This window comes from Neobacillus nitrireducens, assembly GCF_030915405.1.
In the GTDB taxonomy this organism is placed as follows: Bacteria; Bacillota; Bacilli; order Bacillales; family Cytobacillaceae; genus Neobacillus.
The window spans coordinates 3,084,049-3,109,463 of record NZ_CP133262.1 but is presented as its reverse complement, the minus strand read 5'-3'; the positions used below and the strand labels follow the sequence as shown (position 1 = coordinate 3,109,463).

The window sequence follows — 25,415 nt, the reverse complement described above, 5'->3', positions numbered from 1 at the left end:
TTTGTTGTTTAAAATAAAAACATTTGTACTGAAGACAGCAGGTGCGTTTCGACGCTTAATTCCCTGCCGAGGTAATGCGATAGAATTGGCTGAACTTATTCAGCTGTTGTATGCTGCCTCCATGTCACCGATTGATATGGAGGCTTTAATTTGCCTGGTATGAATGTAGATAATCTACAGGAGGTGTAAAGATGAGCAGTGTAATCGAATTAAAGAAACAAGTCGTTGATGAAATTACTGATAAGTTAAAGAAGAGCGTTTCAACAGTTGTTGTTGATTATCGTGGTCTATCAGTTGCGGAAGTAACTGAACTTCGTAAACAACTTCGTGAAGCAGGCGTTGAATTCAAAGTTTACAAAAACTCAATGGTTCGCCGCGCGGCTGAAGCTGCTGAACTTGCTGGCTTAAACGCTGCTTTAACAGGTCCTAACGCAATTGCGTTCAGTACTGAAGATGTAGTAGCACCAGCTAAAATCTTGAATGACTTCGCGAAAAAGCATGAAGCACTTGAACTTAAAGCAGGTGTAATTGAAGGAAACGTTGCAACAGCTGAAGAAATTAAAGCTCTTGCTGACCTACCATCACGCGAAGGTTTACTATCTATGTTACTCAGCGTACTACAAGCACCAATCCGCAACCTTGCTCTTGTTACAAAAGCAGTTGCAGAACAAAAAGAAGAACAAGGCGCATAGAAAAGCGGAAGCGACCGCTTAGCAACGTATGGCCTGGAGCGCTTCGAACTGAGATAAAGGAAACACGGGGAGCTCTCTTCGAGCCGATGTTGACTTATCGTAGGGAGAAGAGCGAAGGACACTAGCTGCTGGGAGCTGAAGCTAGACAATCTTAACGCTCAATCAAATAAATTTGAACGAAAACTAAGGAGGAAATTAATCATGACTAAAGAACAAATCATTGAAGCAGTTAAAACTATGACTGTTTTAGAACTTAACGATCTAGTAAAAGCAATCGAAGAAGAATTCGGCGTAACTGCAGCAGCACCAGTAGCAATGGGTGGCGCAGCAGTAGCAGCTGTTGAAGAGCAAACTGAATTTGACGTAATCCTTGCTAGCCCTGGAGATCAAAAAATCAAGGTTATCAAAGCTGTTCGTGAAATCACAGGTCTTGGTCTTAAAGAAGCAAAAGATCTTGTTGACAACACTCCGAAAGCTGTTAAAGAAGGCGTTTCTAAAGAAGAAGCTGAAGAAGTTAAAGCTAAACTTGCTGAAGTTGGAGCAAACGTTGAAGTTAAGTAATTATCAAAAAAATGAGCTCGCTGTATAAGCGGGCTTTTTTTGACTTAACTAAGTTTCTTTTCCTCGTTACTCTTCAATTATTAATATTCCTCGGAGGTGAGTCAAATGTCTGAACACTACTATTCTCGAACACAGAAGGTTGATAGTGACCCGAAATTTTGGGACTACACTTTAAAAAATAATCAATTTCGTTTTAAAACAGATAACGGTGTGTTTTCAAAAAGAGAAGTAGATTTCGGCTCACGGTTATTAATTGAGTCTTTTGAATTGCCGAATGCAGGGGGGTTACTCCTAGATGTTGGCTGTGGCTATGGACCAATCGGTCTTTCTCTTGCAAAGAATTATCATGATCGTATGATACATATGGTTGATGTTAATGAGCGAGCGATTTCCTTGGCGAAGGAAAATGCAGAACTTAATCGGATTGAGAACGTTAAGATTTATGAAAGTGATCGTCTGTTAAATGTAAAAGAAAATACGTTTGCGGCCATATTAACAAATCCACCGATTAGGGCGGGGAAAAAAACTGTTCATGATATTTTTGAACAAAGCTTCGAGCATCTTACATCTCAGGGTGAGCTCTGGGTTGTCATTCAAAAGAAACAAGGGGCACCATCCGCTATTGAAAAATTAAATAATTTATTTAACCGTGTTGAAACTATTGACAAATCCAAAGGTTATTTTGTCATAAGGGCACAAAAAAGTTGACTTGAAAATGTCACTATGATAGCATTATAAAATGCCATCATAATAATTTCCGAATTATTCCTTAAAAACGTTATTTCTTAGCGTATAAAATAGGGATATTAAGGAAATGATGACAAAATAATAGTCTAAATGTGAAAATGTGGTTTTTTAGTAAAAACCCTTTTTCTTTTTGTTTACGGAAAGGATGTAAATTCCAGCTCCGTAAACGCTTATAAATTTTAATAATAACGCTTGATTTGAGGGGTGAATCAGTTGACAGGTCAACTAGTTCAGTATGGACGACACCGCCAACGAAGAAGTTACGCACGAATCAGTGAAGTTTTAGAATTACCAAATCTTATTGAAATCCAAACCTCTTCCTATCAATGGTTTCTTGATGAAGGTTTGCGTGAAATGTTCCAGGATATTTCACCAATAGAAGATTTTACTGGTAACCTATCACTAGAATTTATTGATTACAGCCTTGGCGATCCAAAGTATTCTGTGGAAGAATCAAAAGAACGGGACGTTACATATTCTGCTCCATTACGTGTAAAAGTACGTCTTGTAAACAAAGAAACAGGCGAAGTAAAAGATCAAGATGTATTTATGGGTGATTTTCCACTTATGACTGAGACAGGTACGTTTGTCATTAACGGGGCAGAACGTGTTATTGTTTCACAATTAGTGCGTTCTCCGAGCGTTTACTTTAGTGGAAAACTCGATAAAAATGGGAAACGTGGCTATTCGGCTACTGTCATTCCGAACCGCGGCGCTTGGCTGGAGTATGAAACAGACGCCAAAGATGTCGTATATGTGAGAATAGATCGTACTCGGAAACTGCCCGTTACGGTTCTTTTGCGTGCACTTGGCTTCGGCTCTGATCAAGAAATCATTGAATTGATCGGGGATAACGAGTATATCCGTAATACATTAGAAAAGGACAATACAGAAGGTGTTGACAAAGCGCTTCTAGAAATTTATGAGCGTCTTCGTCCAGGTGAACCGCCTACTGTTGAAAACGCAAAGAGTCTATTAATTTCGCGTTTCTTTGATCCAAAGCGCTATGACCTCGCTAATGTTGGTCGTTATAAAATTAATAAAAAGCTTCATATTAAAAACCGCTTATTTAACCAGCGTTTAGCAGAATCCCTTGCGGATCCTGAAACTGGTGAAATTATTGCTGAAAAAGGTACTGTTCTAGACAGACGAAATCTGGATAGAGTTTTGCCAGCCCTAGAAAAGAATATTAATTTCAAAGGCTTCAATCCTTATGGCGGCGTAGTGGCAGAGGAAATTACTCTTCAGGACATTAAGATTTATGCTCCTGGCGATGAGAACGAAAAAGTAATTAATGTCTTAGGTAACGCCTATGTGGCCGAACCAATTAAAAATATTACACCTGCTGATATCATTGCATCGATTAGCTACTTCTTCAATTTATTGCATGGAGTAGGCGATACCGATGATATTGACCATCTAGGAAACAGACGTCTTCGCTCTGTAGGAGAACTCCTTCAAAATCAGTTCCGAATCGGATTATCCCGTATGGAACGTGTGGTTCGCGAAAGAATGTCTATCCAAGATACAGCAACGATCACACCGCAACAATTGATTAATATTCGTCCGGTAATTGCTTCAATTAAGGAATTCTTCGGAAGTTCACAATTATCGCAATTCATGGATCAAACGAATCCGCTTGCTGAATTAACTCACAAGCGTCGTCTCTCTGCCTTAGGACCTGGTGGTTTAACGCGTGAACGGGCAGGCTTTGAAGTTCGTGACGTTCACTACTCCCATTACGGTCGTATGTGTCCGATTGAAACACCAGAGGGACCGAACATTGGTCTGATTAACTCGTTATCATCATATGCAAAAGTAAACCGGTTTGGATTCATTGAAACACCTTACCGTCGTGTCGACCCTGATACCGGAAAGGTAACAAGCCGAATTGATTACTTAACTGCGGATGAAGAAGATAACTATGTTACAGCGCAAGCAAATTCTCGTCTAAGTGACGATGGTTCCTTCGTTGATGAAGATGTTGTTGCTCGTTTCCGTGGTGAAAACACGGTCGTTAAACGTGAGCGAATTGATTATATGGATGTATCGCCAAAGCAGGTTGTATCTGCGGCAACAGCATGTATTCCGTTCCTTGAAAACGATGACTCTAACCGTGCTCTAATGGGAGCGAACATGCAGCGTCAAGCAGTCCCGCTTATGCAGCCAGAAGCTCCAAGAGTTGGAACAGGTATGGAATATGTATCTGGTAAAGACTCAGGTGCTGCGGTTATCTGTAAGCACGAAGGTATTGTTGAACACGTGGAAGCACGTGAAGTGTGGGTACGCCGCATAAATGTGGTGGACGGTCAGGAAGTAAGAGGAAATCTTGATAAATACCGCATGCTTAAATTCATTCGTTCCAATCAAGGAACTTGTTATAACCAACGACCAATTGTCGCTGTAGGCAACCACGTAACAAAAGGTGAAATTCTTGCTGATGGTCCATCAATGGAATTAGGGGAATTAGCCCTTGGACGTAACGTTCTTGTTGCCTTCATGACATGGGATGGCTATAACTATGAAGATGCGATTATTATGAGTCAGCGTTTAGTGAAAGATGATGTCTATACATCGATTCATATTGAAGAATACGAGTCAGAATCTCGTGATACAAAACTTGGACCAGAAGAAATCACACGTGATATACCAAACGTTGGAGAAGATGCTCTTCGCAACTTGGATGAGCGTGGAATTATTCGTACGGGTGCAGAAGTGAAAGATGGAGACTTGTTAGTTGGTAAAGTAACGCCAAAAGGAGTTACCGAATTAACAGCTGAAGAACGTCTTTTACACGCAATCTTTGGAGAAAAGGCACGTGAAGTTCGTGATACGTCACTTAGAGTTCCACATGGCGGCGGCGGTATCGTTCTTGATGTTAAAGTCTTTAATCGTGAAGATGGCGATGAACTTCCACCAGGTGTGAATCAGCTTGTCCGCGCTTATATTGTTCAGAAACGTAAGATCTCTGAAGGGGATAAAATGGCGGGACGTCATGGTAACAAAGGGGTAATCTCACGGATTTTACCGGAAGAAGATATGCCGTTTTTACCAGATGGCACACCAGTCGATATAATGTTAAATCCATTGGGCGTACCATCACGGATGAACATTGGACAGGTGCTTGAGCTTCACCTTGGAATGGCAGCCCGTTACCTAGGAATTCATGTAGCTTCGCCGGTATTTGACGGAGCGCGTGAGGAAGATGTTTGGGGGACGATTGAAGAAGCAGGCATGGCCCGCGATGCTAAAACCGTTCTTTATGATGGCCGATCTGGGGAACCATTTGATAACCGTGTCTCTGTAGGTGTCATGTATATGATTAAACTTGCCCACATGGTTGATGATAAACTCCATGCCCGTTCAACGGGTCCTTACTCACTTGTTACGCAACAGCCACTGGGCGGTAAAGCTCAATTTGGTGGACAGCGTTTCGGTGAGATGGAAGTTTGGGCACTTGAAGCATACGGAGCAGCATACACCCTTCAAGAAATCCTTACCGTTAAATCCGATGACGTGGTTGGTCGTGTGAAAACTTATGAAGCTATCGTCAAAGGTGAAAATGTTCCGGAACCAGGTGTTCCAGAATCATTCAAAGTATTAATTAAAGAGCTTCAGAGTCTAGGAATGGATGTCAAAATCCTGTCTGGTGATGAAGAAGAAATAGAAATGCGCGATACGGAAGATGACGATGACTTACAACAAGTCGACACGTTAAACATTGTTCCTGAGCAAGCACTTGAATCAGAAAAAGTCGGTTCAAAAGAGTAAATATATATTATGAGTAGGAGCGCATATAGCGCTCCAACTTTTGTACGTGATAAGGGTATAACCTGGATATCAAAAGGGAGGTAGGCCCCTTGCTGGATGTTAATAATTTTGAGTATATGAAGATTGGTCTTGCTTCACCCGATAAAATCCGTTCATGGTCTTTCGGAGAAGTCAAGAAACCAGAAACGATTAACTATCGTACATTAAAGCCTGAAAAGGATGGCTTGTTCTGTGAACGAATTTTTGGTCCTACAAAGGATTGGGAATGTCATTGCGGAAAGTACAAGCGTGTACGTTATAAAGGTGTCGTTTGTGACCGTTGTGGAGTAGAAGTAACACGTGCTAAAGTTCGTCGTGAACGAATGGGGCATATCGAGCTTGCTGCACCAGTTTCACATATTTGGTACTTTAAAGGTATTCCGAGCCGAATGGGACTTGTTTTAGACATGTCTCCAAGAGCTTTAGAGGAAATCATCTACTTTGCTTCATATGTAGTTACGGAATCCGGAGACACAGCTCTAGATAAAAAACAGCTATTATCTGAAAAAGAATATCGCGCATACCGTGAAAAGTACGGAAACAAATTCCAAGCTTCCATGGGAGCAGAAGCGATTAAAAAGCTTCTTTTTGATATCGATTTAAATAAAGAGGTAGACGCATTAAAAGAGGAATTAAAAAGTGCACAAGGTCAGCGTCGTACCCGTGCGATTAAACGCCTTGAAGTATTAGAAGCATTCCGTGGGTCAGGAAATGAGCCTTCATGGATGATTCTTGACGTTCTTCCTGTTATACCTCCTGAACTTCGCCCAATGGTTCAATTGGATGGAGGAAGATTTGCAACATCCGACTTAAATGATCTTTACCGTCGGGTAATTAATCGTAATAACCGCTTAAAGCGTTTGTTAGATCTAGGTGCACCAAGTATTATTGTTCAGAATGAAAAACGGATGCTTCAAGAAGCGGTTGATGCCTTGATTGATAACGGCCGTCGTGGTCGTCCAGTTACAGGACCGGGTAACCGTCCATTGAAGTCACTTTCCCATATGTTAAAAGGAAAGCAAGGCCGTTTCCGTCAAAACCTACTTGGAAAGCGTGTTGACTATTCAGGTCGTTCCGTTATCGTTGTAGGACCGAACTTAAAAATGTATCAATGTGGACTTCCGAAAGAAATGGCGCTAGAACTATTTAAGCCATTTGTTATGAAGGAACTCGTTGAAAAAGGGTTAGCCCATAATATTAAATCAGCCAAACGTAAGATTGAAAGAGTATCTCCAGATGTGTGGGATGTACTTGAAGATGTTATCAGAGAACATCCGGTATTATTAAACCGTGCCCCTACATTGCATAGATTAGGGATTCAGGCTTTTGAACCGACACTAGTTGAAGGACGTGCGATTCGTCTTCATCCTCTTGTATGTACTGCATACAATGCGGACTTTGATGGTGACCAAATGGCTGTTCACGTACCGCTTTCATCAGAAGCACAAGCAGAAGCACGTCTTTTAATGCTTGCAGCACAAAATATCCTAAACCCTAAAGATGGTAAGCCGGTTGTTACTCCTTCCCAGGACATGGTATTAGGTAACTATTACTTAACTTTGGAAAGAGAAGGCGCTGTCGGCGAGGGAATGATCTTTAAAGATACAAATGAAGCAGTACTTGCTTATCAAAACGGCTATGTTCACTTCCATACTCGTGTAGCTGTCCATGCAGGTTCATTAGGAAATGAAACATTCACAGAAGAACAAAATCATAAGTTATTAATCACTACGGTGGGTAAGCTTATTTTTAATGAAATTCTGCCAAAATCATTCCCGTATATTAATGAACCGACTAGACATAATTTAGAAGTTGAAACACCTGTCAAATATTTTGTTGAAAAAGGCGAAGACATTAAGGCAAAGATTCAGTCAATGCCATTAATTGATCCGTTCAAAAAGAAAATTCTTGGGAATATCATTGCGGAAGTATTCAAGCGTTTCAAGATTACCGAAACATCAAAAATGCTTGACCGCATGAAGGACTTGGGCTTTAAGCATTCAACGAAAGCAGGACTTACGGTTGGTGTAGCTGACATTGTCGTACTTCCTGAAAAGCAGGAAATTCTTCATGAAGCACAAAGTAAAGTAGATAATGTTATGAAGCAATTCAGACGTGGTCTAATTACCGAAGATGAGCGTTACGATCGTGTTATTGCTGTCTGGAGTGCTGCAAAAGATACCATTCAAGGGAAACTAATGAAATCCCTGAATAAATCGAATCCAATCTTTATGATGAGTGATTCCGGTGCCCGTGGTAACGCCTCTAACTTTACACAGTTAGCTGGTATGCGTGGTCTGATGGCCAACCCGGCTGGTCGAATTATTGAATTACCGATTAAATCAAGTTTCCGTGAAGGATTAACCGTATTAGAGTACTTTATCTCGACACATGGTGCGCGTAAAGGTCTTGCTGATACAGCCTTGAAAACGGCTGACTCCGGTTACTTAACACGTCGTCTTGTTGACGTTGCACAGGATGTAATTGTCCGTGAAGATGATTGTGGTACAGATCGCGGTTTCTTAATCAGTGCCTTAAAAGATGGAACAGAAATAATCGAAGGACTGGATGAGCGCTTAATTGGCCGTCATGCTCGGACTGCGATCAGACATCCGGAAACCAAAGAAGTGCTTGTTCCTGAAAACGGCTTGATTACTGAGGATTTAGCAGAGATTATTGTGGGTGCAGGTATTGAAACAGTAAAAATCCGCTCGGCATTTACATGTAATACACGTCATGGTGTATGTAAGAAATGTTATGGCCGCAACCTGGCAACAGGTCAAGAGGTTGAAGTGGGTGAATCTGTTGGTATTATTGCAGCGCAATCAATCGGTGAGCCAGGTACACAGTTAACAATGCGTACCTTCCACACAGGCGGTGTTGCGGGAGACGATATTACACAAGGTTTACCGCGTATCCAAGAGATTTTTGAAGCACGTAACCCTAAAGGTCAAGCAGTTATCACCGAAATTGAAGGTGTAGTTGTTGGAATTAATGAAGGCCGTGACCGCCAGCATGAGATTGTTGTTCAAGGTGAAGTGGAATCAAGAACATACAATGCACCTTATACAGCACGCTTAAAAGTGGCAGTTAATGACCATGTCGCTCGTGGTGAAGAGTTAACTGAAGGTTCGATTGACCCGAAAGAATTAATCCGGGTGAAAGACGTTACTTCGGTTCAAGAATACCTATTGAAAGAAGTTCAGAAAGTTTACCGTATGCAAGGGGTAGAAATTGGTGATAAGCACGTGGAAGTAATGGTCCGTCAGATGCTCCGTAAGGTTCGTGTCGGGGATGCCGGTGAAACAGATGTTCTTCCAGGAACGCTTCTAGATATCCATCAGTTTACTGATGCGAACGAAAAGGCATTGCTAGCAGGTAAATTACCAGCTACAGGTCGCCCGGTATTACTTGGTATTACCAAAGCGTCGCTTGAAACTGATTCATTCCTTTCTGCAGCATCGTTCCAAGAAACAACAAGAGTTCTTACCGATGCAGCAATCAAAGGTAAACGTGATGAATTACTAGGTCTAAAAGAAAATGTTATTATCGGAAAGCTGATTCCAGCTGGAACAGGAATGCCGCGTTATCGTAAAGCAGAGCCTGTGCTCCGTGATACCACTTCTGAAGAAACAGTTACAATTGATTAATAATAGTAAGGGATCTGCTAACTAGCAGATTCCTTATTTTAAGAAAATAATTACTGTGGTGTTGACATCCATTTATTAAAATGATACTATATCAAAGGTGCTCCTATTCACCTGATACTTTGGAGGATATGAACGATGTCTTATGAAAAAGTATTCCAGGCACAAAAGTTCGTTATAGGAACAAAACAAACAGTCAAAGCACTTAAAGAAGGTAATGTCCGAGAGTTGATCGTAGCAAATGACGCTGACCCGAAAGTGACAGTGAAAGTTGTTAATGAAGCTCTTGATATAAATGTTCCTATCCTATATGTGGATTCGATGATAAAACTCGGAAAAGCATGCGGGATTGAAGTTGGTGCTTCAACTGTTGCAATTATCCGCTAAAAGCTGTTTTTGTAGATAGAAAGTCTGCAAGAACTTTGTTTTTGCAAAAAAATGAACCACCTGGATGTGTGGGTTTACAAATAATGAAGGGAGGAAACACAAATGCCAACTATTAACCAATTAGTGCGCAAGCCTCGTCAATCTAAAGAGGAGAAGTCAAAATCACCTGCGCTAAACAAAGGGTATAACAGCTTCAAGAAATCACAAACAAATGTATCTTCACCACAAAAACGCGGTGTATGTACTCGTGTTGGTACAATGACACCAAAGAAACCAAACTCAGCGTTACGTAAATATGCTCGTGTACGTTTGACGAATGGTATTGAGGTGACTGCATACATTCCTGGTATTGGACACAATCTTCAAGAGCACAGCGTTGTTCTTATTCGTGGAGGACGTGTAAAAGACTTACCAGGAGTACGTTATCACATCGTACGTGGAGCACTTGATACAGCCGGTGTTAATAACCGTATGCAAGGTCGTTCTAAATACGGTACAAAGAGACCAAAAGCAGCTAAGAAATAAAACAACTTAAATAGAAGCTTCTTTGAAAGGAGGAAATATAATGCCACGTAAAGGTCCTGTAGCAAAAAGAGACGTGTTACCAGATCCAATTTATAACTCTAAACTAGTTACTCGTTTAATCAACAAAATGATGGTTGACGGTAAAAGAGGTAAGTCGCAAGAAATTCTTTACTCTGCATTCGATACAATCCGTGAACGCTCTGGCAAAGAGCCGATGGAAGTTTTTGAAGCAGCGCTTAAAAACATTATGCCTGTACTTGAAGTTAAAGCACGCCGTGTAGGTGGTGCTAACTACCAAGTTCCAATTGAGGTGCGCCCAGACCGCCGTGCAACTCTAGGTCTTCGTTGGTTAGTGAACTATTCACGTAACCGTGGAGAGAAAACAATGGAAGAGCGTTTAGCGAATGAAATCATGGATGCAGCTAACAATACTGGTGCATCTGTTAAAAAGCGTGAAGATACACACAAAATGGCAGAAGCAAACAAAGCGTTTGCTCACTATCGTTGGTAATCTAACCTTCAATATAAAAACTTTTAAACTAGGAAGGAGAAAGACCCAATGGCAAGAGAGTTCTCCTTAGCAAATACTCGTAATATTGGTATCATGGCCCACATCGATGCTGGTAAAACGACTACCACTGAGCGTGTTCTTTATTACACTGGTCGTATCCATAAGATTGGTGAAACACATGAAGGTGCATCTCAGATGGACTGGATGGAGCAAGAACAAGAACGCGGAATCACAATCACTTCCGCGGCAACAACTGCACAATGGCATGGCCATCGTGTAAACATCATTGATACACCGGGACACGTAGACTTCACTGTTGAAGTTGAACGTTCCCTTCGTGTACTTGATGGTGCAGTAGCAGTACTTGATGCACAATCTGGTGTTGAGCCTCAAACTGAAACCGTTTGGCGCCAAGCAACAACTTATGGTGTACCACGTGTTGTATTTGTAAACAAGATGGATAAAATTGGAGCAGACTTCTTATACTCTGTAGGAACTATCCATGACCGTCTTCAAGCAAATGCGCATCCAATTCAGTTGCCAATCGGTGCTGAAGATCAGTTTGAAGCAATCATTGACCTTGTGGAAATGAATGCAGTATTTTACGGAAACGACTTAGGAACTGATATTGAGGTTCGTGAGATTCCGGAAGAATATAAAGCTCAAGCTGAAGAATACCGTGAAAAGTTAGTTGAAGCAGTAGCGGAGTTAGATGAAGAATTAATGGAGAAATACCTTGGTGGCGAAGAAATCACTAAAGAAGAGCTGAAAGCTGCGATTCGTAAAGGTACCGTTAATGTTGAATTCTACCCAGTTATCTGTGGATCTGCATTCAAAAACAAAGGTGTTCAGTTAATGTTAGATGCTGTTATCGATTACCTTCCGTCACCATTAGATGTACCTGCAATTAAAGGACATGCTGTGGATGATGATGAAGAGATCGTTGAACGTCATTCTAGCGATGAAGAGCCATTCTCTGCTCTTGCATTCAAAGTTATGACTGACCCTTATGTTGGTAAATTAACGTTCTTCCGTGTTTACTCTGGTACATTAGATGCTGGATCATATGTTCAGAACTCTACTAAAGGTAAGCGTGAACGTGTAGGACGTATCCTCCAAATGCATGCAAATAGCCGTCAAGAAATCTCTAAGGTTTATGCCGGTGACATTGCAGCAGCTGTAGGTCTGAAAGATACAACTACTGGTGATACTCTATGTGATGAGAAAAATCTTGTTATCCTAGAGTCAATGGTATTCCCTGAACCAGTAATTCAACTTTCAGTAGAACCAAAATCAAAAGCTGACCAAGACAAAATGACAACTGCACTACAAAAACTTCAAGAAGAAGATCCTACCTTCCGTGCACACACTGACGTTGAAACAGGTCAAGTAATCATTGCTGGTATGGGTGAACTTCACCTTGATATTCTTGTTGACCGTATGCGTCGTGAGTTTAAGGTAGAAGCTAATGTTGGTGCGCCTCAGGTTGCTTATCGCGAAACTTTCCGTGCTTCTGCACAAGTTGAAGGTAAATTCGCACGTCAATCTGGTGGTCGTGGTCAATACGGACACGTTTGGATTGAGTTCTCACCGAATGACGAAGGAAAAGGTTTTGAATTCGTTAACGGTATCGTTGGTGGTGTAGTTCCTCGTGAATACATCCCTGCAGTCCAAGCTGGTCTTGAAGATGCATTAGATCGCGGAGTTCTTGCTGGATATCCTTTAGTTGATATCAAAGCAAGATTATTTGATGGATCATACCATGATGTTGACTCCTCAGAGATGGCGTTTAAAATCGCTGCATCAATGGCACTAAAGAATGCTGCTTCTAAATGTAAGCCAGTTATTCTTGAGCCTATGATGAGAGTTGAAGTTGTTATCCCTGAAGAATATTTAGGAGATATCATGGGACAAATCACTGCTCGTCGTGGCCGCGTTGAAGGTATGGAAGCACGTGGTAATGCACAAGTAGTTCGCTCTAGTGTTCCACTTTCAGAAATGTTTGGTTATGCAACTGCACTTCGTTCAAGTACACAAGGACGTGGAGTATTCTCTATGCACTTCGATCACTATGAAGAAGTACCAAAATCAGTTTCTGAAGAAATTATTAAAAAAAATAAAGGTGAATAATTGATTTTCATCTTTTGATAAAGTATAACTACAATTGTAAGCAGTGGAAGCCGTGATTCTGGGACAACCATGTTCACGGCTTACATAAAAAACTAAACTAAAACTTTTATAATTTAGAGGAGGATTTCCTAATGGGTAAAGCTAAATTCGACCGTTCAAAGCCACACGTTAACATTGGTACAATCGGACACGTTGACCATGGTAAAACAACTTTAACAGCTGCAATCACTTCTGTACTTGCTAAAACTGGTAAAGCAGAAGCTCGTGCATATGATCAAATTGACGGTGCACCAGAAGAAAAAGAACGTGGTATCACAATCTCAACTGCACACGTTGAGTATGAAACAGATACTCGTCACTACGCACACGTAGACTGCCCAGGACACGCTGACTATGTTAAAAACATGATCACTGGTGCAGCACAAATGGACGGCGGTATCCTAGTTGTTTCTGCAACTGACGGCCCAATGCCACAAACTCGTGAGCACATCCTTCTTTCACGTCAAGTAGGTGTACCATACCTTGTTGTATTCATGAACAAGTGTGACATGGTTGACGATGAAGAACTTCTTGAATTAGTAGAAATGGAAATTCGTGATCTATTAACTGAATACGATTTCCCTGGCGATGACACTCCAGTTATCAAAGGTTCTGCTCTTAAAGCATTAGAAGGCGAAGCTGCATGGGAAGAAAAAATTTATGAACTTATGACAGCTGTTGATGAGTGGATCCCAACACCAACTCGTGACACTGACAAGCCTTTCATGATGCCAGTTGAGGATGTATTCTCAATCACTGGTCGTGGAACAGTTGCTACAGGACGTGTTGAGCGTGGTGTAGTTAAAGTTGGTGACGTAGTTGAAATCGTAGGTTTCACTGAAGAGCCAAAATCTACTACTGTAACAGGTGTAGAAATGTTCCGTAAGCTTCTTGACTTCGCTGAAGCAGGAGACAACATTGGTGCCCTTCTTCGTGGTGTAGCACGTGAAGAAATCGAACGTGGTCAAGTATTGGCTAAACCAAAGTCAATCACTCCACACACAAAGTTCAAAGCACAAGTTTACGTTTTATCAAAAGAAGAAGGTGGACGTCACACTCCATTCTTCTCAAACTACCGTCCACAATTCTATTTCCGTACTTCTGATATTACAGGTATCTGTATGCTTCCAGAAGGCACTGAAATGGTTATGCCTGGCGACCACATCGAAATGATCGTTGAACTAATCGCTCCAATCGCTATCGAAGAAGGAACTAAGTTCTCAATTCGTGAAGGTGGACGTACAGTAGGTTCAGGTTCAATCACTACAATCACTGAGTAATTGAATAGCAGTAGTAACTTTGGTTACGAAGCTGATCAATGATCACAATAGTAGAAGCAGATGGGTGACGATCCATCTGCTTTTTTGATGTCTAAAAGCAAACTTTAAATCGTGTTTCTTCTATATAAATATATATATGAACTTTCTAAATTGTCTAGCTTCAGCTCCCAGCGGCTAGTGGACTTCGCTCTTCTCCCTACGATAAGTCAAGCACGAATGCGCTAATGCACTCCGTGTTTCCTTTATCTCAGTCGAAGCGCTCCAGTCCATACGCCGCTAAGCGGTCGCTTCTGCTTTTCTAATTAGGATATTTCTGGAGATTGATAATAATAGTTGAAAAAGCGAATAACAGCCGCTATAATAGGAAAAGTGTTCGAAACAGAAACATAAAGAAAAAAACATAATAGGTGTTGCGTTTCTTATATGTTTTATGTATAATAGACAATGTTGGTCTTTGACTGCGATGATGTGGAAGGTTGCTGACACACCCGGCCGCTTTGCCATGGCGAGTGTGTGAGGGAAATTTCCACTGAGAAGGTCTATTTTAAAAATAGGCGAATAAAGGAGGGAAAATAATGGCAAAACAAAAAATTCGTATCCGTTTAAAAGCGTATGATCACAGAATCCTTGATCAATCTGCAGAAAAAATCGTTGAAACAGCAAAACGTTCTGGTGCGGCTGTATCTGGTCCAATTCCGTTACCAACCGAAAAAACTATTTACACGATTCTTCGTGCGGTTCATAAGTACAAAGATTCACGTGAGCAATTCGAACAACGGACACATAAGCGTCTAATCGACATCGTTAACCCAACTCCACAAACAGTTGATGCGTTAATGCGTTTAGATTTACCATCTGGTGTTGATATCGAAATTAAACTTTAATCAAAATAAATGATAAATAATCTAGGAGGTGTGACTTAAATGACCAAAGGAATCTTAGGAAGAAAGATTGGTATGACTCAAGTATTTGCTGCTAACGGCAACTTAATTCCTGTAACTGTAGTTGAAGTAGCTCCAAACGTTGTACTTCAAAAGAAATCAGTTGAAAGCGACGGTTATGTTGCGGTTCAAGTTGGTTTTGAAGATAAACGTGAAAAGTTATCTAACAAACCGGAAAAAGGCCATGTTGCTAAAGCAAACACTGCTCCTAAGCGCTTCGTTCGCGAATTCCGCGGAGATGACTTAGCAAGCTATGAAGTTGGTCAAGAAGTCAAAGTTGATATTTTCGCTGCTGGAGATATCGTAGATGTAACAGGAATCTCAAAGGGTAAAGGTTTCCAAGGTGTAATCAAACGCCACGGACAATCACGCGGCCCAATGGCTCACGGTTCTCGTTATCACCGTCGTCCTGGTTCAATGGGACCAGTTGCTCCAAACCGCGTATTCAAAGGTAAACTATTACCAGGTCGTATGGGTGGAGAACAAATCACTGTACAAAACCTTGAAATTGTTAAGGTTGATGCAGAGCGTAACTTACTTTTAATCAAAGGTAATGTACCAGGCGCGAAAAAAGCTCTATTAAAAATTAAAGGTGCAATTAAAGCATAGTCACTTTTTAAGAAAGGAGGAACAAAGGAATGCCTAAAGTAGCATTATTAAACCAAACCGGATCACAAGTTGGTGATATCGAACTTAATGATTCTGTATTTGGTATTGAGCCTAACCAGCACGTATTATTTGAAGCGATTATTATGCAAAGAGCTTCATTGCGTCAAGGTACTCATAAAACTAAAATTCGTTCTGAAGTACGCGGCGGTGGTCGTAAGCCATGGCGTCAAAAAGGAACTGGACGCGCTCGTCAAGGGTCAATCCGTTCTCCACAATGGCGCGGAGGTGGTACTGTATTCGGTCCAACACCACGCAGCTACGCTTACAAATTACCTAAAAAGGTTCGTCGTTTAGCAATCAAATCTGCACTTTCTTCTAAAGTATTAGAAGAGAATATGTTAGTGTTAGATATTTTAGCTTTCGATTCACCAAAAACAAAAGATTTTAAAACTGTTTTAAGCGGTCTTTCCGTTGACAAAAAAGCATTGATCGTTACAGCTGACCTTGATGAAAATGTAGCACTTTCTGCTCGTAATATTCCTGGTATCACAGTAGTAACAGCTAGCGGAATTAACGTACTAGATGTTGTTAATCATGAGAAATTAATCATGACTAAAGCAGCGGTTGAAAAAGTAGAGGAGGTGCTTGCATAATGGATGCACGCGATATCATTAAGCGCCCCGTTATCACTGAACGTACTACTGACCTAATGGCTGAAAAGAAATATACTTTTGAAGTAGATGTGAGAGCTAACAAAACTCAAGTTAAAGATGCTATTGAAGAAATCTTTAGTGTTGATGTTGAGAAAGTTAACATCATGAACTACAAAGGTAAATTTAAGCGTATGGGAAAATTCGGTGGTTACACAAACAAACGTCGTAAAGCAATTGTAAAACTAACAACTGATAGCAAAGAAATCGAATTCTTTGAAGCATAAGCATCTATCAAGAAGAGGAGGGAAATAAAATGGCGATTAAAAAGTACAAACCTACCTCCAATGGTCGTCGCGGAATGACTACTTCTGATTTCGCAGAAATCACAACTAGTACCCCAGAAAAGTCTCTTTTAGCTCCGTTAAAGAGAAAAGGCGGCCGTAATAACCAAGGTAAGTTAACTGTTCGTCATCAAGGTGGCGGCCACAAGCGTCAATACCGTTTAATTGATTTTAAACGTAACAAAGATGGCATTCCAGGACGCGTTGCTACAATTGAGTACGATCCAAACCGTTCTGCAAATATCGCATTAATCAACTACGTGGATGGAGAAAAGCGTTATATCTTAGCTCCTAAAAACCTAGTAGTTGGCATGGAAGTAATGTCAGGCCCTGAGGCTGATATTAAAGTAGGTAATGCACTTCCATTAGCAAACATTCCTGTTGGTACTGTAATACACAACATCGAATTAAAACCAGGAAAAGGCGGCCAGTTAGTTCGTTCTGCTGGAACAAGCGCTCAAGTACTTGGTAAAGAAGGAAAATACGTACTTGTACGTTTAAATTCCGGTGAAGTTCGTATGATCCTTTCTGAGTGCCGTGCTTCTATCGGTCAAGTAGGTAACGAACAACACGAACTTATTAACATTGGTAAAGCAGGTCGTAATCGTTGGTTAGGCAAGCGCCCAACTGTTCGTGGATCTGTAATGAACCCTAACGATCACCCACACGGTGGTGGTGAAGGACGTTCACCAATCGGACGTAAATCACCAATGTCTCCATGGGGTAAACCAACTCTTGGATACAAAACTCGTAAAAAGAAAAACAAATCAGATAAATTCATCGTACGTCGTCGTAAAAAATAACGTGATATTCCTACGGTTCAACGCAAGAACCGTAGAACAGTCACGAAGGGAGGTTCCTTCATGGGTCGCAGCTTAAAAAAAGGACCATTTGTTGATGATCATTTAATGGTTAAGGTAGAAAAGTTGAACGAGACTGAGAGCAAACAAGTTATTAAAACTTGGTCACGCCGTTCTACAATCTTCCCACAATTTATTGGCCACACTATCGCAGTATATGATGGTCGCAAACACGTACCTGTATATGTTACCGAAGACATGGTAGGACACAAGCTTGGAGAGTTTGCTCCAACTCGTGCTTACAAGGGCCATGGTAATGATGACAAGAAAACAAGACGTTAAGAGAGGAGGGCATCCAAATGCAAGCTAAAGCTGTTGCAAGAACAGTTCGTATTGCTCCTCGTAAAGCACGTTTAGTCGTAGATTTAATTCGAGGAAAGCAAATTGGTGAAGCTGTGGCGATTTTAAATCTCACACCTAAGGCTGCTTCTCCAATCGTGGAAAAAGTATTAAAATCAGCTATGGCAAATGCTGAGCATAACTATGAAATGGACGTTAACAATCTAGTTATTGAACAAGCATTTGTTGACGAAGGACCAACGTTGAAACGTTTCCGTCCACGCGCAATGGGCCGTGCTAGCCAGATCCTTAAGCGCACAAGCCACATCACTATCGTATTATCAGAAAAGAAGGAGGGATAAGCTGTGGGTCAAAAAGTAAATCCTGTCGGTTTGCGTATTGGAATCATTCGTGATTGGGAATCTAAATGGTACGCAGGCAAAGACTTCGCTACTCTTTTACACGAAGACCTTAAAATTCGTGAGTACATCACGAAGCGTTTAAAAGATGCTTCTGTTTCTAAAGTAGAAATCGAACGTGCTGCAAACCGTGTAAACGTAACAGTGCATACAGCTAAGCCTGGTATGGTTATTGGTAAAGGCGGTACTGAAGTTGAAGCACTTCGTAAAGCATTAAATCAATTAACTGGCAAACGTGTACACATCAACATTCTTGAAATTAAGAGAGCTGACGTTGATGCGAAACTAGTTGCTGAAAATATTGCTCGTCAATTAGAAAACCGTGTATCTTTCCGTCGTGCACAAAAGCAAGCTATTCAACGTGCAATGCGCGCTGGTTCAAAAGGTATCAAAACACAAGTTTCTGGTCGTCTTGGCGGTGCAGATATCGCTCGTGCTGAACATTACAGCGAAGGAACTGTTCCACTTCATACACTTCGTGCTGATATCGACTATGCTACAGCTGAAGCCGATACAACTTATGGTAAGCTAGGCGTAAAAGTATGGATTTATAAGGGAGAAGTCCTTCCTACTAAGAAGAAACCTGCGGAAGGAGGCAAATAATATGTTATTGCCAAAACGCGTAAAATATCGCCGTCAACACCGTGGTAACATGCGTGGTAACGCAAAAGGCGGTACAGAAGTAGCATTCGGTGAATTCGGCCTACAAGCTTTAGAAGCTTCATGGATCACGAATCGTCAAATCGAAGCAGCTCGTATTGCGATGACACGTTACATGAAACGTGGCGGTAAAGTCTGGATTAAAATTTTCCCGCACAAGCCTTACACTGCTAAACCTCTAGAAGTACGGATGGGTTCCGGTAAAGGGGCGCCTGAAGGCTGGGTAGCTGTTGTTAAGCCTGGAAAAATCATGTTCGAAATTGCTGGCGTTTCTGAAGAAATTGCTCGTGAAGCACTTCGACTTGCTATGCACAAGCTTCCAGTAAAATGTAAGTTTGTAAAACGAGAAGAAATTGGTGGTGAATCAAATGAAAGCTAATGAACTTCGTGACCTAACCACTGCAGAAATTGAACAAAAAGTAAAATCTTTAAAAGAAGAGCTTTTCAACCTTCGCTTTCAATTGGCGACAGGACAACTTGAAAACACTGCTCGCATTCGTGAAGTACGCAAAGCGATCGCTCGTATGAAAACAGTTGTTCGTGAAAGAGAAATCAGCGTTAACAAGTGATTATTGAAGGGAGGTTCACACAATGAGTGAACGTAACCAACGTAAAGTTTATACAGGACGCGTTGTTTCTGACAAGATGGACAAAACAGTTACAGTTCTTGTTGAAACACAAAAAAAGCATTCCTTATATGGTAAACGCGTTAAGTATTCTAAAAAGTATAAAGCTCATGATGAGCAAAACGAAGCAAAAATCGGCGACGTAGTACGCATCATGGAAACTCGTCCGCTTTCAGCTACTAAGCGTTTCCGTTTAGTTGAAGTTATAGAAAAAGCAGTTATTATTTAATTGTTCGGATTAAGCTTCATTCCGAAGGGAGGTTACACACATGATTCAACAAGAATCACGTTTAAAAGTTGCTGACAACTCTGGTGCTCGTGAGGTATTAACGATTAAAGTTCTTGGTGGTTCAGGTCGCAAATTTGCTGGTATTGGTGACGTTATCGTCTGCACAGTAAAACAAGCAACACCAGGTGGCGTTGTTAAAAAAGGTGACGTTGTTAAAGCAGTTATTGTTCGTACAAAGAGCGGTGCTCGCCGTCCTGACGGTTCATACATTCGTTTCGATGAAAACGCATGTGTAATTATCAAAGATGATAAGAGCCCACGTGGAACACGTATCTTCGGACCAGTTGCTCGTGAACTTCGCGACAACAACTTTATGAAAATTGTTTCTCTAGCTCCAGAAGTATTATAATTTAAATTCAAATGCCTTTAAGGAGGTGCTTAATGATGCATGTGAAAAAAGGTGACAAAGTAAGAGTCATCTCTGGAAAGGATAAAGGCAAAACAGGAGTAATCCTTGCTGCTTATCCTAAAGAAAGCCGTGTACTAGTAGAAGGTGTGAATATTGCGAAGAAACACTCAAAACCTTCACAAGTGAATCCACAAGGCGGAATCATCAGCTTTGAGGCTCCAATTCATGTATCGAACGTAATGCCTATCGATCCTAAGTCAGGTAACCCGACTCGTGTAGGTTCCACTACGGTAGATGGCAAGAAAGTACGCGTAGCAAAATCCGGTGAAATTTTAGATAAATAGTTTAAAATTAAGAAGGGAGGTACAATAAGTGAACCGCCTAAAAGAGAAATTTGTTAAAGAAGTTACTCCTGCTCTAATGAGCAAGTTCAACTATAAATCAGTGATGGAAGTTCCTAAACTTGAGAAAATCGTTGTGAACATGGGTGTTGGTGACGCAGTTGCTAATGCTAAGGCACTCGATATCGCAGTTGACGAACTTGCAACAATCACAGGTCAAAGACCTGTCGTAACACGTGCGAAAAAATCGATCGCTGGCTTCCGTCTTCGTGAAGGTATGCCAATCGGTGCAAAAGTTACACTTCGCGGTGAGCGCATGTACGAATTCTTGGATAAATTAGTTTCAGTTTCTTTACCTCGTGTACGTGACTTCCGTGGTATCTCTAAAAAAGCATTCGACGGTCGCGGTAACTATACATTAGGGATTAAAGAACAATTAATCTTCCCTGAAATTGATTATGATAAAGTAAGCAAGGTTCGTGGTATGGATATCGTTATCGTAACGACAGCTAATACTGATGAAGAATCTCGTGAACTTTTAACTCAATTTGGAATGCCATTCCAAAAGTAATCGTTAAATAATGGAGGCGAAAACGTGGCTAAAAAGTCAATGATTGCGAAACAAAAGCGCACGCCTAAATATGCAGTACAAGAGTATACACGCTGCGAACGTTGTGGCCGTCCACACTCTGTATATCGTAAATTTAAGCTTTGTCGTATTTGTTTCCGCGAATTAGCGTACAAAGGACAAATTCCTGGTGTTAAAAAAGCTAGCTGGTAAAACCCAAGTCTGGGAAGGAGGTAAAAATAATGGTCATGACAGATCCAATTGCTGATATGCTTACTCGCATTCGTAATGCGAATATGGTGCGTCACGAAAAGTTAGAAGTGCCTGCTTCTAATATGAAAAAAGAAATTGCTGAAATTTTAAAGCGCGAAGGTTTCGTACGTGATGTCGAATTTATTGAAGACAACAAACAAGGTATCATCCGTATCTTCTTAAAATACGGTGCTAATAACGAACGAGTTATTACTGGTCTTAAGCGCATAAGCAAGCCTGGACTTCGAGTTTACGCAAAATCAACTGAGGTACCACGTGTTCTTAACGGTCTTGGTATCGCATTAGTATCAACATCTACAGGTGTTATTACAGATAAAGAAGCTCGTGCAAAACAAATCGGCGGAGAAGTATTAGCTTACGTTTGGTAATTGAGCTTTTTGAATGAATGGAGGTGCACTAAATGTCTCGCGTAGGAAAAAAACCAATTGTTATTCCAGCAGGAGTAACAGTTACTTTAAATAACAACACTGTTACAGTAAAAGGACCTAAAGGTGAACTTACTCGAACTTTCCACTCTGATATCACTATCAACGTGGAAGAGAACCTTGTAACGATCACTCGTCCTTCTGATGTGAAGGAACACCGCGCATTACATGGTACAACTCGTGCTGTGCTTGCGAACATGGTAGAAGGTGTATCCACTGGCTTCACTAGAGGCTTAGAGTTAATCGGGGTTGGATATCGTGCTCAAAAGCAAGGTAGCAAACTTGTATTAAACGTTGGATACTCTCATCCAGTTGAGATCGAACCTGAAGAAGGTCTTGAGATTGAGGTTCCTGCAAATACAAAAATCATTATCAAAGGTACTGACAAAGAACGTGTTGGTGCATTGGCAGCGAATATTCGCGGAGTACGTCCTCCTGAGCCTTATAAAGGTAAAGGAATTCGTTACGAAGGTGAATTTGTTCGTCGTAAAGAAGGTAAAACTGGTAAGTAATGCCTCATAGGTAAACGAAAGGAGTGACGTAAATGATTACGAAGCTTGATAAAAACGCTACTCGCAAGAAAAGACATGCTCGTGTTCGTGCGAAACTTAGCGGAACTTCAGCTCGTCCACGTCTAAATGTGTTCCGCTCTAACAAACACATTTATGCTCAAATAATTGATGACATTAACGGAGTAACTTTAGCAAGTGCTTCTACTTTAGATAAAGACTTCACTTTAGAATCAACAAATAATGTTGAAGCTGCTAAAATGGTCGGAGAATTAGTTGCTAAACGTGCGGTAGAAAAAGGTATCACTTCTATTGTCTTTGATCGTGGCGGATACCTATACCATGGACGTATTCAAGTATTAGCTGATGCTGCCCGTGAAAACGGCTTACAATTCTAAAAGACAAAGGAGGGACACAAAAAGATGCGTCGTATTGATCCAAACAAACTTGAACTAGAAGAACGCGTAGTCACGGTTAACCGTGTTGCGAAAGTTGTTAAAGGTGGACGTCGTTTCCGCTTCACAGCCCTTGTTGTTGTAGGCGACAAAAACGGTCACGTTGGTTTCGGTACTGGTAAAGCTCAAGAAGTACCTGATGCTATTCGTAAAGCCATCGAAGATGCAAAGAAAAACTTAGTCGAAGTACCAATGGTTGGAACAACCATCCCTCACCAAGTAATCGGACGCTTTGGTGCTGGCGAAATTCTTCTAAAACCTGCTTCTGAAGGTACAGGAGTTATCGCTGGTGGACCAGTTCGTGCCGTTCTTGAGTTAGGCGGAGTAGCTGATATCCTTTCTAAGTCATTAGGAACAAATACTCCTATTAACATGGTTCGTGCAACAATTGATGGACTAACACAATTAAAACGTGCTGAAGACGTAGCAAAACTACGTGGTAAATCAGTAGAAGAACTGTTAGGATTCGGGGGGAAATAAAATGGCGAATAAACTATCTATTACCCTCACTCGCAGCTTGATTGGCCGTCCAGGCGATCAACGTGATACAGTTAAAGCTCTTGGATTACGTAAATTAAATCAAACAGTTGAGCATCAAGATAACGCTGCTATTCGCGGTATGATTACCAAAGTTGCTCACCTTGTTACAGTTAAAGAACAATAATTAATTGTTTTCTTTCATAAGGAGGTGCCAATATGAAACTTCATGAACTAAAACCTGCTGAGGGTTCTCGTAAAGACCGTAAGCGTCTAGGACGCGGTATCGGTTCTGGTCAAGGAAAAACTGCCGGTAAAGGTCATAAAGGTCAAAATGCTCGTTCGGGTGGCGGTGTACGTCTAGGTTTTGAAGGTGGTCAAACACCTTTATATCGTCGTTTACCAAAACGCGGATTTACTAACTTCAGCCGTAAGGAATATGCAGTAGTAAATCTTGATGCTTTAAACCGCTTTGCTGAAGGTACAGAAGTTACTCCAGAACTTCTTATCGAAACAGGCGTAGTAAGTAACGAAAAAGCAGGAATCAAGATTCTTGCTAAAGGGACAATAGAGAACAAGTTGACTGTTAAAGCTCACAAATTCTCCTCTGCTGCTAAGGAAGCGATCGAAGCTGCCGGTGGAACCACTGAGGTGATCTAATGTTCCAGACAATCTCCAATTTTATGCGCGTGGGTGAGATAAGACGTAAGATCATATTCACCCTTTTAATGTTAATCGTATTTCGATTAGGTACATTTATCCCAGTGCCGAATGTAAATGCAGATGTACTAGCAAATCAAGATAAACTTAGCGTTTTTGGTATTTTGAATACTTTTGGTGGTGGAGCATTAAAACAATTCTCCATCTTTGCAATGGGTATCATGCCGTATATCACTGCTTCGATTATTATTCAACTCCTGCAAATGGATGTTGTACCGAAATTCACGGAATGGTCAAAGCAAGGTGAATCTGGTCGTCGTAAGATTGCACAATTCACTCGATATTTTACAATTGTGCTTGGTTTTATCCAAGCATTAGGTATGTCCTATGGCTTTAATAATTTAGCCAGCGGTCAATTGATTCAAAATCCCGGAGTTGGCACTTATTTGCTAATCGCAGTTGTCTTAACTGCTGGTACAGCATTTTTAATGTGGTTAGGGGAACAAATTACCGAAAAAGGTGTTGGTAATGGAATTTCTATTATCATCTTTGCCGGGATTGTTGCTGGTATGCCATCGACTATTAATCAAATTTATGTACAGCAATTTGAGAATGCAGGCGAGGCATTATTCTTACGTATTATTACTGTAGTATTAATAGCACTTGCTGTTATAGCTATCGTTGTTGGTGTTATCTTTATCCAACAAGCTAATCGTAAGATACCTATTCAATATGCAAAACGCGTAGTTGCTGGACGTAATCCGGTAGGAGGACAATCCACTCATATGCCATTAAAAGTTAATGCTGCGGGTGTAATTCCTGTTATCTTTGCGGTTTCGTTCATTGTAACACCAAGAACAGTTGCATCATTTTTTCCAACAAATGATGTGACACTATGGATTACAAAGATATTTGACTATTCTCATCCAATCGGGATGACGCTATATGCGGCGTTAATTATTGCGTTTACTTATTTCTATGCATTTATCCAAGTTAACCCTGAACAAGCAGCGGAAAACTTGCAAAAGCAAAGTGGCTATATCCCAGGTATTCGTCCAGGAAAGAGTACGCAAGAATACTTAACACGCGTCTTATATCGTTTAACGTTTGTTGGTGCACTCTTCTTAGCTGTGATTGCAGTATTACCTATGTTATTTATTAACATTGCTAATCTTCCGCAATCGGCGCAAATCGGGGAACAAGCTTGCTTATCGTTGTCGGTGTTGCACTTGACACGATGAAACAGCTTGAAGCTCAATTAGTTAAACGTCATTATAAAGGTTTTATTAAATAAAGGTTTTAGGGGACAAAAGCTCCCTAAAACCTATTTAAAGCACGAGGGGGGAACACGT

32 protein-coding genes, 1 pseudogene and 1 other annotated feature are annotated in these 25,415 nt (G+C 41.0%); all 33 genes and pseudogenes read left to right on the top strand.

Annotated features, from left to right (window positions below; translation table 11 throughout):
• Position 1: 1 nt before the first annotated feature.
• The 33 genes and pseudogenes from RCG22_RS15010 (at position 2) to secY (ending at position 25,357) form a co-directional block, all read left to right on the top strand.
• The gene (locus RCG22_RS15010; RefSeq protein ID WP_308103618.1) at positions 2-163 is read left to right on the top strand and encodes a hypothetical protein; all 162 of its coding nucleotides are present in this window, start codon (positions 2-4) and stop codon (positions 161-163) included.
• Positions 11-158, top strand: a sequence feature (ribosomal protein L10 leader region). (Overlaps the previous gene by 148 nt.)
• A gap of 28 nt (positions 164-191) precedes the next feature.
• Positions 192-692, top strand: a complete 501-nt coding sequence (rplJ, locus tag RCG22_RS15005; protein ID WP_098262335.1) for a 50S ribosomal protein L10 — start codon at positions 192-194, stop codon at positions 690-692.
• Between the two features lie 201 nt (positions 693-893).
• The gene (gene rplL, locus RCG22_RS15000; RefSeq protein ID WP_098262334.1) at positions 894-1,253 is read left to right on the top strand and encodes a 50S ribosomal protein L7/L12; all 360 of its coding nucleotides are present in this window, start codon (positions 894-896) and stop codon (positions 1,251-1,253) included.
• Between the two features lie 105 nt (positions 1,254-1,358).
• Positions 1,359-1,961 carry a class I SAM-dependent methyltransferase gene (locus RCG22_RS14995; RefSeq protein WP_308103616.1) on the top strand — a complete coding sequence of 201 codons (603 nt, stop codon included), beginning with the start codon at positions 1,359-1,361 and terminating at the stop codon, positions 1,959-1,961.
• Between the two features lie 252 nt (positions 1,962-2,213).
• Entirely contained in the window at positions 2,214-5,771 is a 3,558-nt protein-coding gene (rpoB, locus tag RCG22_RS14990; protein ID WP_098262332.1) for a DNA-directed RNA polymerase subunit beta, read from the top strand.
• 89 nt (positions 5,772-5,860) lie between these two features.
• A complete protein-coding gene (gene rpoC, locus RCG22_RS14985; RefSeq protein WP_098262331.1) occupies positions 5,861-9,460 on the top strand; it encodes a DNA-directed RNA polymerase subunit beta' in 3,600 nt (1,199 codons plus the stop codon).
• 135 nt (positions 9,461-9,595) lie between these two features.
• On the top strand, positions 9,596-9,844 hold the full coding sequence (locus RCG22_RS14980; RefSeq protein WP_098262330.1) for a 50S ribosomal protein L7ae-like protein: 249 nt from the start codon (positions 9,596-9,598) through the stop codon (positions 9,842-9,844).
• A gap of 102 nt (positions 9,845-9,946) precedes the next feature.
• Positions 9,947-10,369, top strand: coding sequence for a 30S ribosomal protein S12 (gene rpsL, locus RCG22_RS14975; protein WP_026565517.1), 423 nt, complete (start codon positions 9,947-9,949; stop codon positions 10,367-10,369).
• A 40-nt stretch (positions 10,370-10,409) separates the two neighbouring features.
• Complete coding sequence (gene rpsG / locus RCG22_RS14970) at positions 10,410-10,880, top strand: 30S ribosomal protein S7 (protein ID WP_066249388.1); 471 nt, start codon at positions 10,410-10,412, stop codon at positions 10,878-10,880.
• A gap of 48 nt (positions 10,881-10,928) precedes the next feature.
• On the top strand, positions 10,929-13,010 hold the full coding sequence (fusA, locus tag RCG22_RS14965; protein WP_308103615.1) for an elongation factor G: 2,082 nt from the start codon (positions 10,929-10,931) through the stop codon (positions 13,008-13,010).
• Positions 13,011-13,141: 131 nt separating this feature from the next.
• Positions 13,142-14,329: an elongation factor Tu gene (gene tuf, locus RCG22_RS14960; RefSeq protein ID WP_308103614.1), complete on the top strand. Its 1,188-nt coding sequence runs from the start codon at positions 13,142-13,144 to the stop codon at positions 14,327-14,329.
• 575 nt (positions 14,330-14,904) lie between these two features.
• Entirely contained in the window at positions 14,905-15,213 is a 309-nt protein-coding gene (gene rpsJ / locus RCG22_RS14955) for a 30S ribosomal protein S10 (RefSeq protein ID WP_066094693.1), read from the top strand.
• Positions 15,214-15,252: 39 nt separating this feature from the next.
• On the top strand, positions 15,253-15,879 hold the full coding sequence (gene rplC, locus RCG22_RS14950; RefSeq protein ID WP_098262327.1) for a 50S ribosomal protein L3: 627 nt from the start codon (positions 15,253-15,255) through the stop codon (positions 15,877-15,879).
• Between the two features lie 29 nt (positions 15,880-15,908).
• Positions 15,909-16,532 carry a 50S ribosomal protein L4 gene (gene rplD, locus RCG22_RS14945; RefSeq protein WP_098262326.1) on the top strand — a complete coding sequence of 208 codons (624 nt, stop codon included), beginning with the start codon at positions 15,909-15,911 and terminating at the stop codon, positions 16,530-16,532.
• The gene (gene rplW, locus RCG22_RS14940) at positions 16,532-16,816 is read left to right on the top strand and encodes a 50S ribosomal protein L23 (RefSeq protein WP_066249400.1); all 285 of its coding nucleotides are present in this window, start codon (positions 16,532-16,534) and stop codon (positions 16,814-16,816) included. The genes rplD and rplW overlap by 1 nt, the downstream gene beginning before the upstream one ends.
• A 29-nt stretch (positions 16,817-16,845) precedes the next feature.
• Complete coding sequence (gene rplB, locus RCG22_RS14935; protein ID WP_098262325.1) at positions 16,846-17,676, top strand: 50S ribosomal protein L2; 831 nt, start codon at positions 16,846-16,848, stop codon at positions 17,674-17,676.
• 60 nt (positions 17,677-17,736) lie between these two features.
• Entirely contained in the window at positions 17,737-18,015 is a 279-nt protein-coding gene (rpsS, locus tag RCG22_RS14930) for a 30S ribosomal protein S19 (RefSeq protein ID WP_026565526.1), read from the top strand.
• A 17-nt stretch (positions 18,016-18,032) separates the two neighbouring features.
• Entirely contained in the window at positions 18,033-18,374 is a 342-nt protein-coding gene (gene rplV / locus RCG22_RS14925) for a 50S ribosomal protein L22 (RefSeq protein WP_066249407.1), read from the top strand.
• Between the two features lie 3 nt (positions 18,375-18,377).
• The gene (gene rpsC / locus RCG22_RS14920; RefSeq protein ID WP_066249409.1) at positions 18,378-19,034 is read left to right on the top strand and encodes a 30S ribosomal protein S3; all 657 of its coding nucleotides are present in this window, start codon (positions 18,378-18,380) and stop codon (positions 19,032-19,034) included.
• 1 nt (position 19,035) lies between these two features.
• A complete protein-coding gene (gene rplP, locus RCG22_RS14915; protein WP_066249410.1) occupies positions 19,036-19,470 on the top strand; it encodes a 50S ribosomal protein L16 in 435 nt (144 codons plus the stop codon).
• Positions 19,460-19,660: a 50S ribosomal protein L29 gene (gene rpmC, locus RCG22_RS14910; protein WP_007085282.1), complete on the top strand. Its 201-nt coding sequence runs from the start codon at positions 19,460-19,462 to the stop codon at positions 19,658-19,660. The genes rplP and rpmC overlap by 11 nt, the downstream gene beginning before the upstream one ends.
• Before the next feature lie 22 nt (positions 19,661-19,682).
• Entirely contained in the window at positions 19,683-19,946 is a 264-nt protein-coding gene (rpsQ, locus tag RCG22_RS14905; RefSeq protein WP_098262324.1) for a 30S ribosomal protein S17, read from the top strand.
• A 40-nt stretch (positions 19,947-19,986) separates the two neighbouring features.
• Positions 19,987-20,355: a 50S ribosomal protein L14 gene (rplN, locus tag RCG22_RS14900; RefSeq protein WP_026565532.1), complete on the top strand. Its 369-nt coding sequence runs from the start codon at positions 19,987-19,989 to the stop codon at positions 20,353-20,355.
• 35 nt (positions 20,356-20,390) lie between these two features.
• Entirely contained in the window at positions 20,391-20,699 is a 309-nt protein-coding gene (rplX, locus tag RCG22_RS14895; protein WP_098262357.1) for a 50S ribosomal protein L24, read from the top strand.
• 28 nt (positions 20,700-20,727) lie between these two features.
• A complete protein-coding gene (gene rplE, locus RCG22_RS14890; RefSeq protein ID WP_098262323.1) occupies positions 20,728-21,267 on the top strand; it encodes a 50S ribosomal protein L5 in 540 nt (179 codons plus the stop codon).
• Positions 21,268-21,291: 24 nt separating this feature from the next.
• Entirely contained in the window at positions 21,292-21,477 is a 186-nt protein-coding gene (locus RCG22_RS14885) for a type Z 30S ribosomal protein S14 (RefSeq protein WP_034676107.1), read from the top strand.
• A gap of 29 nt (positions 21,478-21,506) precedes the next feature.
• Complete coding sequence (gene rpsH / locus RCG22_RS14880) at positions 21,507-21,905, top strand: 30S ribosomal protein S8 (RefSeq protein ID WP_098262322.1); 399 nt, start codon at positions 21,507-21,509, stop codon at positions 21,903-21,905.
• Between the two features lie 32 nt (positions 21,906-21,937).
• Positions 21,938-22,474 (top strand): 50S ribosomal protein L6, encoded by a 537-nt coding sequence (gene rplF / locus RCG22_RS14875; RefSeq protein WP_098262321.1) that lies wholly within the window; start codon positions 21,938-21,940, stop codon positions 22,472-22,474.
• Positions 22,475-22,506: 32 nt separating this feature from the next.
• Complete coding sequence (rplR, locus tag RCG22_RS14870; RefSeq protein ID WP_098262320.1) at positions 22,507-22,869, top strand: 50S ribosomal protein L18; 363 nt, start codon at positions 22,507-22,509, stop codon at positions 22,867-22,869.
• A gap of 24 nt (positions 22,870-22,893) precedes the next feature.
• Complete coding sequence (gene rpsE / locus RCG22_RS14865) at positions 22,894-23,406, top strand: 30S ribosomal protein S5 (RefSeq protein WP_308103613.1); 513 nt, start codon at positions 22,894-22,896, stop codon at positions 23,404-23,406.
• 1 nt (position 23,407) lies between these two features.
• The gene (gene rpmD / locus RCG22_RS14860; protein ID WP_066249425.1) at positions 23,408-23,590 is read left to right on the top strand and encodes a 50S ribosomal protein L30; all 183 of its coding nucleotides are present in this window, start codon (positions 23,408-23,410) and stop codon (positions 23,588-23,590) included.
• Positions 23,591-23,622: 32 nt separating this feature from the next.
• A complete protein-coding gene (rplO, locus tag RCG22_RS14855; protein WP_066249428.1) occupies positions 23,623-24,063 on the top strand; it encodes a 50S ribosomal protein L15 in 441 nt (146 codons plus the stop codon).
• Positions 24,063-25,357: pseudogene (gene secY, locus RCG22_RS14850) on the top strand (preprotein translocase subunit SecY). The gene rplO and the pseudogene secY overlap by 1 nt, the downstream one beginning before the upstream one ends.
• Positions 25,358-25,415 lie beyond the last annotated feature (58 nt).